Genomic DNA, 16744 nt, shown 5'->3' on the forward strand with positions numbered 1-16744 from the left:
GGCTTTCCCGATCAGTCGTTGGCGGGCTTGGAGCCCGAGCGGACATCCGAAAGCGTCGACTTGACGGCGCGGACCTTCACGTTCGGGCCCAGCTCCAGCTCCACTTCCTCGCCATCGACCTTCACGACCTTGCCGATCAGGCCGCCGGCGGTGACGACGACATCGCCCTTCTTGGCGCTGTCGATCAGCTGGCGCTGTTCCTTCATCCGCTTCTGCTGCGGGCGGATGAGGAGCAGATAGAAAATGCCGAAGATCAGGATCAGCGGCGCCATCTGCAGCAGGAGCGGCATGAAGCCGCCGCTGCCCTGGGCTGCGGCGCCTGTGGACTGGGCAAAAGCGGGGGATGCGAACATGCAGTCTCTCAAGCGTCCGGAATGGGGCGCGGCCACGCAGGCGGGCGGCACCGGGAAGAAGGCGCGCGCCTATCACGATCGGCACTTTGGGCGCAATGGCCGCGCCGTGCGGACAATATGATGAGCGGTGCGCAATCCGTTCGCCACCGCTTGCCAAGCCCGCAACCTGCCACTAGGGGGCTCGGCCTTGGTCGGGGCGTAGCGCAGCCTGGTAGCGCATCAGACTGGGGGTCTGGGGGTCGCAGGTTCGAATCCTGTCGCCCCGACCAGAAATTCCCTTACTCCCAGTCACTTAGGGCGGTCCGGCTTGGCTTCCCCAGCTCGCCACTAGGTGCGTTCTAACGCATTCCTAACTCGCACGCCTTGTAACCCCAGGATCAGCGAGGCGCTGCGCTTAGCGGGGCTCCCTTGCCGAATCGGCCATCAACGGAGGGAAAGCCAAACGTGGGCGCTAGTGGGGCGATTGCAGCGTGTCCGCTTTCGGCATCCATTCACGCGTAGGGGAACGGCTGGAAGTGGGTGGAAAGCGGACTGGCAACTTTCGGGCAAAGTCAGTTTGTAGCCGGACCTACCGGCGACCTGCTCGCCGATCGAAATACCGCTTCGTTCGCCACCCAAGCCATAGGGCGACCGACGCACTCGCGACCAAGCAGAGGTCGAAAGCCAAACCTGCGCGATTAGCATCGTCTGGCCGACCTTCCGGCGCGACGACGAGGAACACCGCGATGAAATAGAACATCAAGAAGGAGGTCGCCGCGACGAAGAAGCCGGACGCGATCGCGCCAGCCTTCACACCCTTGTAATTTCCTGACACCATTCGCCGAAGCTGAACTAACGTCGACTTTGTGGCAACCGTCGATCACCTCCTTGCGACCGAGATTGGGGCGATAGCCGCCGTCCATCCTATGTAATCGCGCCCCTATCCAGATGCGATTATGGTCTCTCCGGCCGCCCAGCCATATCCGCGTCAGGCCGCCAGAAGCCGATCCGCCTGCGCGCGTGCCTCGTCGGTGATTTCCGCGCCGGAGAGCATGCGGGCGATCTCCTCGCGCCGCTCCGCCGCGCCGAGCACGTGGACGCCGGTGCGCGCGACCAGACCGTCCGATCTCTTCTCGATCAGCCAGTGGCGATCCGCGCGCGCCGCCACCTGTGGGCTGTGCGTGACGACCAGCAGTTGCGTGGCGCCCGCCAGCCGGGCGAGCCGCTCCCCGATCGCGCTGGCCACGGCGCCGCCAACGCCGCGATCCACCTCGTCGAAGATCATCGTACCGGCGCCGCCCTCCTCGGCCAACGCCACCTTGAGCGCGAGGATGAAGCGCGAAAGCTCGCCGCCGCTGGCGATCTTCATCATGGGCGCGAAGGGCGCGCCGGGATTGGTGGCGATTTCGAATTCCACGCGATCGCGCCCGGCCGGCCCCCATTGCGCTTCGGGCAGCGGCTCCACCACGGTGCGGAAGCGCGCCGCATCCAGCTTCAGCGGCGCGAGTTCGGCCGCGACGGCGGCGTCCAGCCTTGCTGCGGCGGCCATGCGCGTGGCGGAGAGCGCCTCGGCCGCCTCGCGATATTCCTCGCGGGCGAGCGCCACTTCGCGCCTCAGGCCGGCGATGCCGGCGCCGCCGGCCTCGATCCGATCCAGCCGGGCGGCAAGATCCTCCGCCAGCGCGGCGAGATCGTCCGGCTCCACGCGATGCTTGCGGGCCAGCGCGCGCAGATCGAACAGGCGCGTCTCGATCGCCTCCAGCCGGGCCGGATCGAAGGCGAACGCATCACCGGCGGCGGCCAACCGATCCTCGGCCTCGCTTGCCTCCACCAGCGCCCGATCGAGGGCGGCGAGCACCTCCGCCAGCCTTTCATCCTCCGATGCGATGCGATCCAGCCGCCGCGTCGCCTGCCGCAACTGGGCGAGCGCCCCTTCGGAGCCATCGAGATGGGCGGAAACCGCCGCCAGCTCGTCGGCCAGGCGGGCGCCCTTCTGCATATCGGCGCGGGCCTCGGCGAGGCTCGCTTCCTCGCCCGGCTCGGGCGCGGCCTTGCGCAGTTCCGCGACGGCATGCTCCAGCCATTCGCGATCGCGCGCGGCGCCTTCCAGCTCCGCCTCCGCCTGCGCGAGCGCCTCCTCGCTCGTCTTCCAGCGCGCATGCGCGGCCGCGACGGGGGCGGTCCGCGATCGGGCGAAGGCATCCAGAAGGGCGCGGTGGCCGCGCGGATTCAGCAGGCCGCGATCATCATGCTGGCCATGTATCTCCACCAGCGTGCCGCCCAGCGCGCGGAGCAGCCCGGCCGAGGCCGGCTGATCGTTGACGAAGGCGCGGCTGCCGCCGTCGCCGCGCAGCTGGCGCCGGATCACCAGCGGCTCGCCCGGCTCGATCTCCAGCCCGCCTTCATCGAGGATCGCGCGGGCGGGATGATCGGCCGGCAGATCGAAGCTGGCGGAAACGCTGGCCTGCGCGGCACCGCTGCGAACCAGCCCGGCATCGGCCCGCGCGCCGAGCGCGAGCCCCAGCGAAACGAGCAGGATGGATTTGCCCGCGCCCGTCTCCCCCGTGAGCGTCGCCAGGCCGGCCCCGAAATCGAGATCCAGCGCCTCGATCAGCACGACATCGCGAATGGCGAGGCGGGTCAGCATCGCGCTTTCTCTACGGGAGGATCAGCCGGAACGGAAGGTGGACGGGATCGCGCCGCAGAACCGCCGCTCCACGCGCCGGAACCGGCCTTCCTCCGCCGCCGCCCGAAGGAGTGTCAGCCCTTCTTCTCGCGCTTCTGGATCAGCTCGTAGGCGTGATTATACCATTCGGTGCCGGGATAATTGGCGCCCAGCACGGCGGCGGACTTCTTCGCCTCGTCCACCACGCCCAGCGCGATATAGCTTTCGGTGAGGCGCATCAGCGCTTCGGGCGTGTGGCTGGACGTCTGATACTGATCGATCACGGTGCGGAAGCGGATCACCGAAGCCAGCCACTCGCCCCGCCGCTGATAGAAGCGGCCAATCTCCATTTCCTTGCCGGCGAGGTGATCGTTGATGAGATCCACCTTCAGGCGCGCATCGGCCGCATATTTGCTGTCCGGATAGCGACGGATCAGCTCGCCCATCGCATCCAGCGCCTGACCGGTGATCTTCTGGTCGCGCGTGACGTCCGTGATCTGCTCGTAATAGTCGACGGCGATCAGATAGAGCGCATAGGGCGCATCGCGATTGCCGGGGTGGATCGACAGGAAGCGCTGCGAGGCCTGGATCGATTCCGGATAGGAATGCGCCAGATAATAAGAGAAAGCGCTCATCAGCTCGGCCCGGCGCGCCCAGGGCGAATAGGGATGCTGGCGCTCGACCTCGTCGAACAGGCCGGCGGCCAGCCGATACTGGCGCTTGTCCAGCGCATCCTTGGCCGCATTGTAGAGCGTATCGACGTCGCGCGCGACGTAGCGATTGCTGTCCTGCCCTTTCTTCGAACGCCCCGCGCAGCCGGCGAGCGGCAGGGTGGCGAGCGCGATCCCGATCAGGATGGCCGGGCGAAGGGCGGAGGAGCGAAGGGCAGACAGGCGCATGACGGCGGGCCTTAGCCGAGCGACGGAGGCGCGGGAAGGGGCATGCGGCGGGGTGAAGGGCGGCGGCGCCCGCGGCGGGCGCCGTCGTCCCCATCCCGGCGTCGCTCAGTTCGCTCCGACCATCCCGTGCGCGATCGTGCGACGCCGGCCACGCAGGCTGGCGCCGATCGCGCCGAAGCCGACGACCATCATTGCCCAGGTCACGGGCTCCGGCACGGCGGCCGCCGCGCTCGCATAGGTCACATTGTCGAATCCGAAGGAGGCGCTGCCCGGCGCCCGGAACTCGATCCGCTTGAAGGCCGTATCCGATTGCACGCCGAAGAAGAGATCCCCGGTCTCGGCCAGATTGCCCGAGGTGATCGTGGTATCCAGCAGGCTGAAGGCGACCTGGCCCAGGGATCCGCTGCGGAAATTGGCGCCGAAAGAGGTGACCTCCTCGTCGAATTCGATCACGTAGCTGCTATACCAGCCGCGCAGACTATCCGAATAGGTCTGCCCGAACACGCCGATCGAGCCGCCCAGACTGTTCGCCCCCCTGCTGAAATAGCTGTTCAGGGGCGTGCCTGCCGTGCGCTGGTAGGTGAGTGTGAAAGCGCCGAAATCGATCGAATTGGCCACCGTGTTTTCGGCGCGCGAATCGAACGTCTCGATCTGGCTTGTGCCCACTGCCGCGTCGAACACGGCCCTGCCGGTATAGCTTACGATCGTGGCCGCCATCGCGCCGGTCGGCAGCGCGCCGAGCGCCATCGTTCCCACCATCATCGCCAGCCGGAATCCGGCGCGGCCCCGCATCATCATCATCATTCGTCTTGCTCCTTATCATCAGCGCGGCGGCGTTAGGCGCGCGGAGCAAGGCGATCGGCGGCATTGCGGCAAACGCTCCGGCCCCTGCGGGTAACGAAGCGTGGCCGGGACGAACGACCCACGGGCCGCGACGAACGGCCATCAGCGCGCGGCCTGAAGGATCGCGCGCACGCTGGCGGCATATTTGCGGCCGACGCGGAACGAGGCTCCATCCTCCATCACCACCGCCTGGATACCCGGCGCGACCGAACGCACGGCCGCGATCATGTCGCGGCGGATGATCGTGGACCGGTGGACGCGGACAAAGCCGGCGGGATCGAGCACGCTTTCGATCCGGCCGATCTGATCGCGGATCAGGTGGCTGCCGCCCGCGACATGAAGCCGGACATAATCCTCCTCCGCCGCGATCCAGCGTATATGCTCCACCGGCAGGCGCAGCCGATTGGCACCCGACTGCACCCAAAAATCCTCGACCGCGCGGCCCGGCCGGCGCGTCACCCCCCCGGCGCAGGGCATCGATGACGGACGCCATTTCCGACAGGCGTTCCCCGGCCGAGCGCGATGCCAGCGCATGTCGCACGCGATCGAGCGCGCCCGAAAGGCGATCCAGCGGCACGGGTTTCAGCAGATAATCGGTGGCGGCGATCCCGAACGCATCGACCGCGAAATCCGCGAAGGCCGTGACGAAGATCACCAGCGGCCCGCCCGGTTTGCCCAGCCATCGCGCGAGATCGAGCCCGCTTGGGCCGGGCATGTCGATATCGAGCAGGATCAGATCCGGATGCGACTGTCCGGCGAGCGTCAGCGCCGCATGCACGTCCCCGGCCTCGCCCACCATTTCCGCCTGCCCGATCGTCCGCAGCATCGCGGCGAGCCTTCGCCTCGCGGCGGGCTCGTCATCGACGATCAGGACACGCAGCGTCATGCCGGCACCGGCGGCAGGCGAAGCTCGGCGACGAACCGGGCGGCGGTTTCGCGGGTTGCGAGCGTCGCTGCTTCACCGAACCGGACGGCCAGCCTGTGACGGACATTCTGCAGACCAAGCCCCGTGCCCGGCCGGGGCTCTGCCTCCGGATCGCGACCGTTTTCGACCACCAGCACCACGGCGCCATCCACCCCCCGGGCGCGTATGCGAACCTCCACCGGCCGGCCGCTCGGCCCCACCCCATGCTTGATGCTGTTCTCGATCAACGGCTGCAGGATAAGATTCGGCACCGCCATTTTTTCCAGCCCCGCCTCGACCGTGATCGTGACGCGCAGCCGATCGGCGAAGCGTATTTCCTCGATGGCGAGATATTTCCGCTGCAATTCCAGCTCGCGATAGAGCGGCACGTCTTCGGCGGGGTCGCTGGAAAGCACCTCGCGCAGGAAATCGGAAAAGGCGAGGACCATCGCCTCCGCCCCGCGCAGATCCCGATCCCAGATCATCGCGGAAAGGGAATTCAGGCTGTTGAAGAGGAAATGCGGATTGAGCTGATAGCGCAGCGCCCGCATCTCGGCCGCCTGCGTGGCGATGCGCAGTTCCGCCAGCATCCTGTCCCGACGGCGTAGCGCCCGACCATGCAGCAGCGCGATCACCGTGACGGTCCAGAGCGCCACGGGCATCAGGGCCATGACGAAGGTGCGCATCGCCGTGAAATGCGGCGGCCGCCTGGTGGGAAGGCCCGCCCAGACGATCTGGCCCCAGGCTGCCAGGGCGAGGAGCGCGGCGGCGGCGACCGTGGCAGCGGCGCCGACTGCGATGCGCAGCGCGAGCGAGCGTTCGTCCATCCGCTCCATCGCGGCATAGATGCTCATGCCGATCAGCAGTTCCAGTGCGATCAAGGCGAGTTCGTCCCAGGCGAGACTCGACCGGACGAACAGCATCACGAGAGTGCCCAGGGGCTGGGCCATCGGATCCGGCATCGCCAGCGTGTTGATCGCGAAGATCATCACATGCAGCAGGGCCTGAAACAGCAGCAGCAGGGCGAAGGCCCGCACGGCCCCCCCTTCGCCCGGGGGCGGCAGGGCGCGCTGGCCGTCAGCCGATTTCATGTGACCGGAGCCCACCATCGTGTCTCGATCATTTGCGATTTCCCACCTGCGACCGCCGTTTCACACGGACGCCCCGGGAAGCGCCCGTGCGGGGGCAAGCAATCGTGGCCCCGCCGGGCAATGGCGCCGCGACGAACGATCAGGATCGCTCGACGAACGACGCGCACCCATCCCGAAATCGGCGTGGGGCGGCCCTCCGCAGCCGAAAGGCCGCCGTGTTTTTGGTCTCGCCCGGCGCCCGAACTGTGAACGATCGATAACAGTAAATCGGCATGTTCATGCCGATGATCCCGGATCGATTAAAGAAGGGGCAAATATGCTGTCCCAAATCTCGTAAAACGAGCCCGAAAAATCGGGAATCCGTGTGAAACGAGGACTCGTGGGCAGTCCATATTTTTTGACGGAGATTTCACGGCGAATTCTTCCATTCCTGTTCTATCACATGGATCGTCGAGGGCATCGTGGCGGGGCGGCGACGGCAAGCTTCTCAAATTGTCGTCAAACTGTTACGAAAGGTCCAAAAGCAGACCAAACCGAATGCCGGTCCGGGCTTGGGGAGAGAGCTATGGCGAAGGGCGTTAAGGGCTCCGATTCGAAGGCGGATGCCGCGAGTCGCTTGAAGGTTGCCGCGGCCGCCAAGGTCACGGCCGCGAAGGTGGCCGTAGCCGGATCGAAGGCCGCCGCCGCGGTGTCCAAGGCCGGCACGAAGATCGCCGAGACGATCACGACCGCCAGGGCAGCGACCGGTGCGACGGACCTTGCCGCTGCGACGAAGGCGGCCGGCACGGCCAAGACGAGCGGCGCGACGAAGGTTGGGGCGGCGACCAAGGCGGGAACGAAGGTTACCGATGCCGTGGCGACGCGGCCGGATTTCGAGATCGTGCCGACGTTGCCGCCGCTCTTCCTGCAGGATCATATCCGCAACATTTTCGAACGCGCGCGGCCGGGCCGCCCTGTCGTCCGGGCCGACGATCTCGTGGCGCTGCGGATCGAGACGCAGAATCTCACCATCGTGCCCGGCACGCCGCCACGGTTGCGCAAGACGGCGCGGGGCGCCGCTACACTGATCCTGCATTTCCCGCCCCAGTCCTTCGCGGAGGAGACGTTCTTCGAGCGCAAGCCGGCCAAGCTGGATGATGCGCCGAAGCCCGACGATACGCCGAAGCCCGGCGAGAAGAAGAAGCCCGAGCCGGTCGGCGGCGGATCGGAGACGCTGAAGCCGCCGCCGGTGCGCGCGCGCATCGCCGGGGAATCGCGGCTGGCCTTCGCCGTGCCGGACGGGTTCGACATCGAATATTCGCTGGCTGCGGTGCTGGCCGCCGCCCGCACGCTGGAGCCCAGGGTGGCGGCCGCCGCCAAGCCCCGCGCCAATCCGCCGAGCCGCTTCCACTTTGAGGAATTGCTGAACCTGAAGGCTGTGCGCGAGCTTCCGATCAAGCGCCGCGCGGCCATGGCGGGTGCTGTCGCCAGCACGCTGCGCATCGGCGTGGCGGCGGGTGACGTGACGACTGTGCGTGCGCGCCAGCTTTCGGCCGGCGCGGGCTTTTCGATCGACATCCTCCGGCCCGGATCGATCACCGCCGTGCCCGGCGTGCGGATCGTCGCCGCCAAGCCGGCGCTGCCCGGCGCCGCGGTGACGGCGATCGAGATGCCGTGGCGCCTGATCCTTTCGCCGCATTCCGGCACGCGCTGGCGCCATTCGCCGGATGCGGTGACCTCCGCCGCCACGCAGCGGACGGAGCTATGGCATTCACGGCTCGTGGCGCCGCGCGCGGACGGCACCGAGATCGAGCCGCCTTATCCCGATGCGGGGCGCACGACGCGCGCGGTGTGGGCCCTCTCCGGCAAGGGGGGCGAGGCGGCCGACAAGCCGATGACGAGCAACTGGATCGATAGCGACCAGCTGCCCTCCACGGCGGCCAACCCTTTCCGCACGACGCTCGACAATTTCGATCGCTACCAGATCGCGCAGCTCAGCTCGAACTTCAGCGTGAGCGGCTACACGCCCGAGCCGCTCGACACGAACATGATGATGCTGACCTCGCTGGGCGGCTGGCTGGATTCTCGCGGTGCGTGGGATCCGCCGGGCCTGAGCGTGGAGGAATGGGTGCATCGCGCGACGATGGGGCGCGATCATTATGTTCGCGTCGTCTATCGCGGCTTCCTGTTTCCGTTCGGCCATCGCGTGTCGCTGATCAAGGTGAGCGAGCGCAAGTTCCACAATGGCAACGCCACGGCCGAACAGATGCCGGGCAATGTCGCCTATCTGCGCCAGCGCTTCTTCATCGTCATCCGCGAGCGCGAACGCGCCTATGACGACACGGCCTTCCTCAATGCCACATCCAGTTCCGGCATCCGCCTCGCGAGGCAATTCCCCTTCTCGCGGATCAAGATCCTGACCGAGACAACGCCGGATCTCGACGATCCCGGCATCGCGCCCTCCTCGATCGGCGGGCGCGGGCAGAAGATGTTCTGGCCGCATGTCGGCGGCAAACCCTTCCGCTTCCAGTGCGCGGGCACCGATCTGGACGGGCGGCGCGTGACCTTCGACCTGCCGATGATCTTCGTCGACAATACGCTGGCCGCGCCGCGCAAGCTGAACAGCAGCACCAAGAAGCTGGTGCCCAATTTCGGCGTGGCGGAGGATGCCGGCATCGCGGCCGCCATCGCCTATGGCAATGCGACCGACGATTATAATTGCGCCTATCTGGACTGGCAGCGGATCGCGCTGGCACCCAGCCTGAAGGCCGGCGACACCTCCGTCCAGGCCGATCGCGTGGAATTTGGTGGCTTCGTCGAGAAGAACAGCGCGAGCCTGAAGGCGGTCAGCGACAATCTGAACCGGCCCATCTGGGTTCCCAAGGTGGTGCAGGTGGCGGCGCGGATCGGGCCGATCGCGCATCTCTCCGGCAGCCAGGAGCCGCATTCGCTGACGTTCAACCAGCAATTCCTGCGGGCGGGCTTCGATCCCGCGCCTTCGGGCAATCGCGGCGAGGTGTTCGTGGATGTGGCGGCGGGATCGGGGCCGAACCTCGATTTCTCGTCCCAGGGCGACAAATCGGGCGGCTTCATGCAGCCCAACATCAAGCCGGCGGCGCTTTCCCGCCTGGCGGGGCCGATCATGAGCGATCCGGCCAAGTTCATCACCGGCGAGATGCCGGCGGGCGCCGGCTTTCCGACATCCATTTCCGATCTGCCCCTGCCACTTCTGTTCGGCTGCATTCCGCTCGGCGAACTGATCGAGGCGGTGGCCGATCTGGCGGGATCGCCCGACAAGGTTCCGAAATTCGTGAGCGAGGCCAGCACGAAGATCGAAAGCTTCGTGAACGGCCTCGTCCGCCTCTACGAATTCGTGACCGATCTCGCCTCGAACCCGGCGGGCATCGCCGATGCGGCGATGGCGGCCTTCAAGGCGACTCTCGAGGATCTGATCGATCAGGCCAAGACCTATGCCGCCGCACAGGTGGGGCCGGTGGTGGCCGCCGCGCAGGATGTGATCGCGAAGGTCGAGGAGATTGCGGGCAAGCTGCAGGCGCTGATCGCCAAGACGATCGACGCGGCCGCCACCGCGCCTCAGCTGGCGGATCTGCCCGGCAGCATCGGCGAGGCGCGCACCGCGATCGCGGACATGAAGGCGAAGGCCAACGCCTCCGTGGGGGGCGTGTCGCTGCCCTCCGGCTTCCGGCAATCCGTGCTCAACGCGGCGGACAAGCTGGATGCGCTGCTCGTCGATCTCCAGCAGCTCCAGGCGATCATCACCGCCGGAAAGGGGCTGTGGGATGCGCTTTCGGGCATCGTCGGCGATCCGTCCGTCCTCTCCAACCTCTTCAGCAATCCGGCCGCGCTGAAGGCGAAGATCGAGGCGCTCATCGCCGCGATCGGGCCGTTCAAGACGGCGCTGGCCGGCTTCAAACTGCTGGACGGGGCACCGCGCAAGGCCGTGCTGGATGCGTTGACCGCAGTGGAGCAGGTCCTGGGCGGCGTCGACGATCTGCTCCAGCTGGTCGAGATGCTGACCGGCGACGAACTCACGATCCGGTTCGACTGGACGCCCGAGATCGCCAGCTGGTGGCTGCCGGGGGCGAACAAGGCCACGGACGATCCGATCTTCCGCGCGAACAACAAGCGCGGGCTGATGGTCGCCGTCGAAGCCAAGGTGAAGAAGAACGGATCGTCCAGCCCGAAGATCAGCGTGGTCTGCGGCCTGAAGCATTTCGATCTGGTGCTGATCGCGCCGGCCAGCTTCATGGAGCTGAATTTCGAGAAGATCGAATTCTCGATCGACAGCGCGGCGAAGATGGATGTCGACGTGCTGCTTTCGGACATCAAGTTCGTCGGCCCGCTGAGCTTCGTCGAGACGCTGAAGGATGTGATCCCGCTCGACGGCTTCTCGGACCCGCCCTATCTCGACATCACGCCGCAGGGCATCGACGCGGGCTTCGACGTCTCGCTGCCCTCGATCACCTGCGGCGTGCTCAACATCGCGAATGTCAGCCTGGGGGCGGGTTTCACCGTGCCCTTCATCGGCCAGCCGCTGAGCGTGCGCTTCAATTTCTGCCGGCGCGACCAGCCTTTCCTGCTGACCGTCTACATCTTCGGCGGCGGCGGCTTCTTCGGTGTGACGATCGATCCGCACGGCGTGCAGATCCTGGAGGCGTCGTTCGAGTTCGGCGCGGCCTTCTCGATCGATTTCGGCGTCGCGTCCGGCGGCGTGCACGTGATGGCCGGCATCTATTACCGGATGGAGGGCAATGATGCCTCGCTCACCGGTTATTTCCGGCTGGGCGGGCATGTCGACGTGCTCGGGCTCATCACGGCCTCGATCGAACTCTATCTGGAGCTGCGCTACGAGTTCAGCTCCGGCAAATGCGTGGGCAAGGCCGAGCTGACGATCGAGATCTCGCTGTTCATCTTCTCGGGCAGCGTCACCATCACCTGCGAGAAGAAGTTCGCCGGATCGAATGGCGATCCGTCGCTGCGCCAGATGCTCGGCTACGAGCCCGCGGTGCCGCTCGCGCAGGAGCTCCAGCAGATCGACGAGAGCGCCGATTATGCATGGCGCGATCATATCGAGGCTTTCGCCTGAGGGGGGGCAGATCATGGCCAAGCAGCAGATCGTCTGGACCGTTTTGCCCTTCGGTTTCGCGGGCAAGCCCGGAACGCGGGCGGGCAGGAGGCGGGTGAGCGTCGTCGTGTCGCCGCGCCTGACGCCGGAGGCGGCGAACGAGCAAATTCTCGGCAAGTTTCCCGAGTGGCTGAACTGGCCGGAGGCGCTGAAGGGCGCGAAGTTCGCGGTGCAGAGCGGCGGCAGGACGATCGCGCTGAAGCTCGCATCGAAACCCGATCCCGATCTGTGGAAACGGCTGTTCGGCGAGCAGACGCCCGTCGCAGGCTTCGTCTACAAGGATATGAGTCAGGCGAACCTGCGCAGCTATTCGGTGCGCAACATGCTGGGCTATGTGAAGCGTCATTACGGCAAGCTCGCCGTGCAATCGGCCTCCAACCATCCCAGCCTGCTGCCGTGGAAGGATGCGCACCCCGATCTGAAGCAGATGGTATCCGACGCGGGCACGCGCACTTTCAAATACCAGACCGGGCACGAGACGATCGAGGTGGCGATGCCGGGCTTCGACCGCTTCTTCGACAAGGGCTTCGAACAGAAGCTCGACAAGCAGGTGTTCGGGCCGGACGGAATCTATGACGGCGACGTGCCGGGTGCCGATGCCAAGGATACGGGCGGCCCGGCCTCGGGCGGGCGCAGGCGGCGGCGGACGATGGAGCCGGACTGGTACAATCCCCGCCCCGGCGGCCCCGGCACCCCGCTGGTGGCGCAGAAGGATGCGGAGCTGATGGACGAGTTCCGTTCGGCCGAGGAATATATGCTCTACCAGGCGGACCGCTTCTATCGGCGCGTACGCCCCACCGACGACGAGAAGAGGATGCGGCGCCCGTCCTACGAAGCCGTGCCTGCGCCGCCCAAGGCGCCGGACTATGACTTTCACCGGATCGTCTCGTCCCTTTCCAACTATCCCGAGCTGATGCGCCGGCTGGGCCTCGTCCTCGATTTCACCTTCGAGGACGACAAGTGGCTGGACGAGCGGATCGCGGCGGGGGGCGGCAAGGCGGAAGGCCGGATGCGCCTGCGCGTGGGGCTGGCCCGCAACCACGACAGAACCGGCGACGTGACGCCCTACACCGCCTTTTTCGCGGACAAGGAGCGCTTCGTCGCCCGCCCGCGCGGGGACGATCAGGATCGCGGGCTGCTGCGCCTGCTCCATTCGGACGACAGCCACAGCGTGAAGAAGGAGGGGCTGTTCGATCTCTATCAGGTCGATCCCGACGGCGCCGCGCTGAAGACGGTGAACTTCACGCTGACCGCCCAGAATCTGGTCGGCAAGTCGCTGAACCCCAGGCAGAAATATGGGGAGGTGACCTACACGACCGGCGACCGGCAGGGCGTGGCGGCGCTGCGCAGCGGCGGGCTGGGCGTCTCCCGCCACGGCCGCGCCGTGGAAGTGGCGACGGCGGCGGCCGCCGCGACGCTGAAGAATGACGCGATCGCGGGCGGCGGCGGCAATGACGTGACGCTGTTCGCCGAGGATGTGCACAAGGGCTATCGCGTCGATGTGGCGCTGGTGCCCGATGCGGCCGATGCGGCGCCGTGGCGGACCCTGTGCGCGCGCGTCGGCGATTATCGGCTGGTGAAGAGCGGGGAGGCAATCGATCTGCCGCCCGACGAGGGCTATGTCTCCGGCGCCTCCACCACCTCGGGCGGGGAGGGGGCCGACAATCCCGACGATCATTATCTGCACGAATCGATGTTCCGCTGGGCGGGCTGGAGCCTGTGCACGCCGCGGCCGGGCCTCGTCATCAAATCCGAACAGGCGGCGGACAGCCAGATTCAGGCGGAGGTGCCCAGCACCGTCACCGATCATGCCGAGGGTGGGAATGGCGTGATCGCCACCTTCAAGGCGCAGAAGGGCACGCTGCCGCGCCTGCGTTTCGGCCAGCTCTATCGCTTCCGCGCGCGCATCGTCGATCTGGCGGGCAACAGCCTCGCCGTGGACGATCCCACGCTCGGCAAGCTGGAACAGGCGAGCGACGCGGTCGGCTACTGGCGGTTCGAGCCGATCGACCCGCCGGTCGTCGTCCACCGCACCCGCGTATCGGAGGGGGAATCGCTGGAGCGGATGGTGATCCGCTCGAATTACGACGTTTCGGCCGGCGAGTATCTGAAGACCGAGCCCTTCAAGGGCGCCACCGGCCTGCCTGTGTCGCAGGATTTCGCCTATGGCGAGATCAACGAGCGCCACCTCGTGCCGCCCAAATCCTCGCAGCAGCAATGCGAGACGCACGGCCTGTTCGATCCCTATTTCGGCGACTGGCAGCAGATCAAGAAAGGCTATGAGATCGCCGCGCGGGAGGAGGGGACGCTTTACGATCCGCTGCCCGGCGCGGACGTACACCTCATCACGCCTGTGGGGCTGGGCCAGATCGCCACCACCACATCCGTACCGCCGGCCATGCCGAGCGAGACCAATCCGGGGGGCGATCGTCTGTCCGGCGGCCAATATGTGATCCACGGCGAGAAGCAGGTGACGACGCCGTGGCTGCCCGATGGCGCGGCGGGCGGCGTCGCGCTGCGCGCCGCACCGGGGCATGCCCTGCCGGGCGTGACGCAGGAGGTGGTGCTCGGCCCGTCCTGCGCGATCCGCAGGACACCGACCGAGCAGTTCGTGATCCTGGTGCGGAACGGGCAGGCCTGGCCGGACAGCAACGGCTTCCGCATCATCCTTGCCGAGCGCAAGCAGACGGTGACCTCGCTTCCCTGTTCGGAAAGCTTCCCCGACGATGGCGCGCCCTTGTGGGACGAGAAAGAGAGGACGCTCACCCTTTTTGTATCGAAGGGCTGGATCGTGCGGCTCGTCTATTCCAGCTTCGCGGACAAGAGGCTGCTCGAGACGTTCGGCATCCCGCAATGGACGCCGGTCGGCGCGCAGCGCGATTTCGTCTATCGAACGGCGGCGTTGGGCGCGAACTGGCTGCTGACGCCCTTCCGCGATCTCACGCTCGTCCACGCCACGCAGGCGCCGGTCTGCGAGCCGGAATTCGTCTATCTCTTCCCGCAGCGGAAGGCCGGATCGCACGATACGACCCTCTCCACGCGTGGCATCCGCCTCCACGGGCCCTCCACCGGCAAGTTCGAGGTGGAGGCTGAATGGGACGAATGGGTCGACGATCTCACCAAGCCCGGGCCGGAGCGCGTCCATCACAAGGGGCAGCTCGGCGAGATCAAGCTCGGCGAGAATCACGCCAATGAATTCACGCTCGCCCAGGCCGTGGCCGAACAGATGGTGGATCCCAAGGCGCAGCGCGGCGACGTGCACGCGCTGGGCGACACGCGCTTCCGCCTGATCCGCTATCGCCTGCGCGCGACGACGCGTTTCCGCGAATATCTGCCGCCTTCCGTCTATGCGCAGATGGATGCGGTCACGCGGCTTGGCCCGGTGGCGACGGGGCCGAAGGTGAAGCTGCCGGCGGAAGAAGATGCCGGTGCCCCGGTGCTGACCGATTCGGCAGGCACGGACCAGCAGTCGCTCGTGCCGGCCAGCGCGCCGCCGCGCGATCCGCGCCTGCTGTATATCGTGCCGACGTTCCGCTGGCAGCAGACCGGCGCGCGGCCCGATCCGGGCGATGTGGTGCGCTACGGCAACGGCCTGCGCGTGTGGCTGGATCGCCCCTGGTTCTCGTCGGGCGACGGCGAATTGCTGGGGGTCGTGATCTTCAACGATGGCGGGCGCTTCACGGATATTCCGCGCGAATATCAGACGCTTGTTACGCAATGGGGCGTCGATCCCTTCTGGGACAGCGCCCTGCCCAAGACCCAGACGAGGGTCACCGACTTTCCCGCTCGCGTGACATCCGAATCGCTGCGGTTGCAGGAAAAGCCGGAGCAGAATGCGCCGTTCGTCCATGTGGTCGGCCATCGCGTCCACTGGGATGAGGCGCGCCATCTCTGGTATTGCGATATCGAGCTGGATCCGGGCTCGACCTACATGCCTTTCGTGCGGCTGGCGCTGGTGCGCTATCAGCCCAATGCGATCGACGGCGCGAAGATCTCCCGGGTGGTGCTCAGCGATTTCGCGCAGGTGCTGCCGCGCCGTCGCGCGACGATCAGCGTCCAGAACGGGCGTGTCTCCGCCGCGCTGCGCGGGCCGAATCCCGCTTACGGGCCGATGACCGCCTCCAACGATGGCGATTATCAGGGGCTGTCGACGCCGCAGAATGCGCAGGAAAAGGGGCGCAACCGGGTCGAACTCGTCCTCCAGACCTGCGATCCGGCGATCGGCAGCGATCTGGGCTGGGAGGATAGCGTGATCCTGGCGAATCATGTCGTGGGCGCGGTGCCCCCGACCGTGCCGGGCATCGGCAATCTCGTGGCGGAAACGGCCGTCCTGACGACGGCCAAGGGCAAGACGGCGACGACCAAGGCCGCGAGCGCCGCAGGCACGAAGCACGTGGAAACGCGGGCCGGCGGATCGGTGACGCTCGGGCCGGCGGTGGATCTTGGACGGCTGCCTGACATCGTCCAGCTTCCGCCGATCCTGATCGACACGCCCTTCTGGGAAGCGAGCGCGACTCTGGCGACGGCGGGCACGCGGAGTCGCCGGCTGATGCTGCGCGAATTCGAGCGCTTCTACAGCGATGAGGTGATGACCGAACGCCAGGGTGGCAGGACGCGTTACCGGCACGTGATCGAGGAAAGGCTGGTTTTCGTCCACGTCGTGCCGCTGTGATGGCGGGGGAGACGGGGCCGTGGCGGGGTGCCGAAGAAGGGTGCGGAGCGGTCCGCGCGAAGGCGGCGAACTATCTTACATTTTTGAGACGAATTGTTGTTGACTACCGCAATCGCCCCACCTAGATAGCGCCTCGTCAACGGCGCTTCGCCAGTCGGAGCGCGGTTCACCGCTAAATCGGTAGCTGACCTCACCGCCCAAGGTGCTTGGGAG

General features: G+C 66.8%; 9 protein-coding genes, 1 tRNA gene and 1 pseudogene. 4 read left to right on the plus strand and 7 right to left on the minus strand.

The features are described 5' to 3' along the window. Positions 1–11: 11 nt before the first annotated feature. Positions 12–353: a preprotein translocase subunit YajC gene (gene yajC, locus DI605_RS19940; protein WP_293977293.1), complete on the minus strand. Its 342-nt coding sequence runs from the start codon at positions 351–353 to the stop codon at positions 12–14. Between yajC and DI605_RS19945 the strand changes: the two genes are divergently transcribed. Both DI605_RS19945 and DI605_RS19950 read left to right on the plus strand, forming a co-directional pair. Further along, positions 352–474, plus strand: a complete 123-nt coding sequence (locus tag DI605_RS19945; protein ID WP_293977295.1) for a hypothetical protein — start codon at positions 352–354, stop codon at positions 472–474. The two genes, yajC and DI605_RS19945, sit on opposite strands and share 2 nt — an antisense overlap. A 71-nt stretch (positions 475–545) precedes the next feature. Beyond that, positions 546–622, plus strand: a tRNA-Pro gene (locus DI605_RS19950). 698 nt (positions 623–1320) lie between these two features. Here DI605_RS19950 and recN read toward each other — a convergent pair. The 6 genes and pseudogenes from recN to DI605_RS19980 all read right to left on the minus strand — a co-directional run bounded on the left by recN (position 1321) and on the right by DI605_RS19980 (position 6734). Then, positions 1321–2979, minus strand: a complete 1659-nt coding sequence (recN, locus tag DI605_RS19955) for a DNA repair protein RecN (RefSeq protein WP_293977297.1) — start codon at positions 2977–2979, stop codon at positions 1321–1323. Between the two features lie 113 nt (positions 2980–3092). Then, positions 3093–3896, minus strand: a complete 804-nt coding sequence (locus DI605_RS19960) for an outer membrane protein assembly factor BamD (RefSeq protein ID WP_293977299.1) — start codon at positions 3894–3896, stop codon at positions 3093–3095. A gap of 105 nt (positions 3897–4001) precedes the next feature. Continuing rightward, the gene (locus tag DI605_RS19965; protein ID WP_293977301.1) at positions 4002–4700 is read right to left on the minus strand and encodes a PEPxxWA-CTERM sorting domain-containing protein; all 699 of its coding nucleotides are present in this window, start codon (positions 4698–4700) and stop codon (positions 4002–4004) included. A gap of 141 nt (positions 4701–4841) precedes the next feature. Beyond that, a complete protein-coding gene (locus DI605_RS19970; RefSeq protein ID WP_293977303.1) occupies positions 4842–5159 on the minus strand; it encodes a LytTR family DNA-binding domain-containing protein in 318 nt (105 codons plus the stop codon). A 190-nt stretch (positions 5160–5349) separates the two neighbouring features. Then, positions 5350–5625: pseudogene (locus DI605_RS21525) on the minus strand (LytR/AlgR family response regulator transcription factor); the annotation flags it as partial. After that, positions 5622–6734, minus strand: coding sequence for a sensor histidine kinase (locus DI605_RS19980; protein ID WP_293977307.1), 1113 nt, complete (start codon positions 6732–6734; stop codon positions 5622–5624). The pseudogene DI605_RS21525 and the gene DI605_RS19980, both read right to left, overlap by 4 nt. 565 nt (positions 6735–7299) lie before the next feature. On the opposite strand from DI605_RS19980, the gene DI605_RS19985 reads away from it, so the two are divergent. Further along, entirely contained in the window at positions 7300–11820 is a 4521-nt protein-coding gene (locus DI605_RS19985) for a hypothetical protein (RefSeq protein ID WP_293977309.1), read from the plus strand. 13 nt (positions 11821–11833) lie between these two features. Next, positions 11834–16531: a hypothetical protein gene (locus DI605_RS19990; protein WP_293977311.1), complete on the plus strand. Its 4698-nt coding sequence runs from the start codon at positions 11834–11836 to the stop codon at positions 16529–16531. Positions 16532–16744: the final 213 nt, after the last annotated feature.

The sequence above is a fragment of the Sphingomonas sp. genome, from assembly GCF_003248515.1.
Classification (GTDB): Bacteria; Pseudomonadota; Alphaproteobacteria; order Sphingomonadales; family Sphingomonadaceae; genus Sphingomonas_I.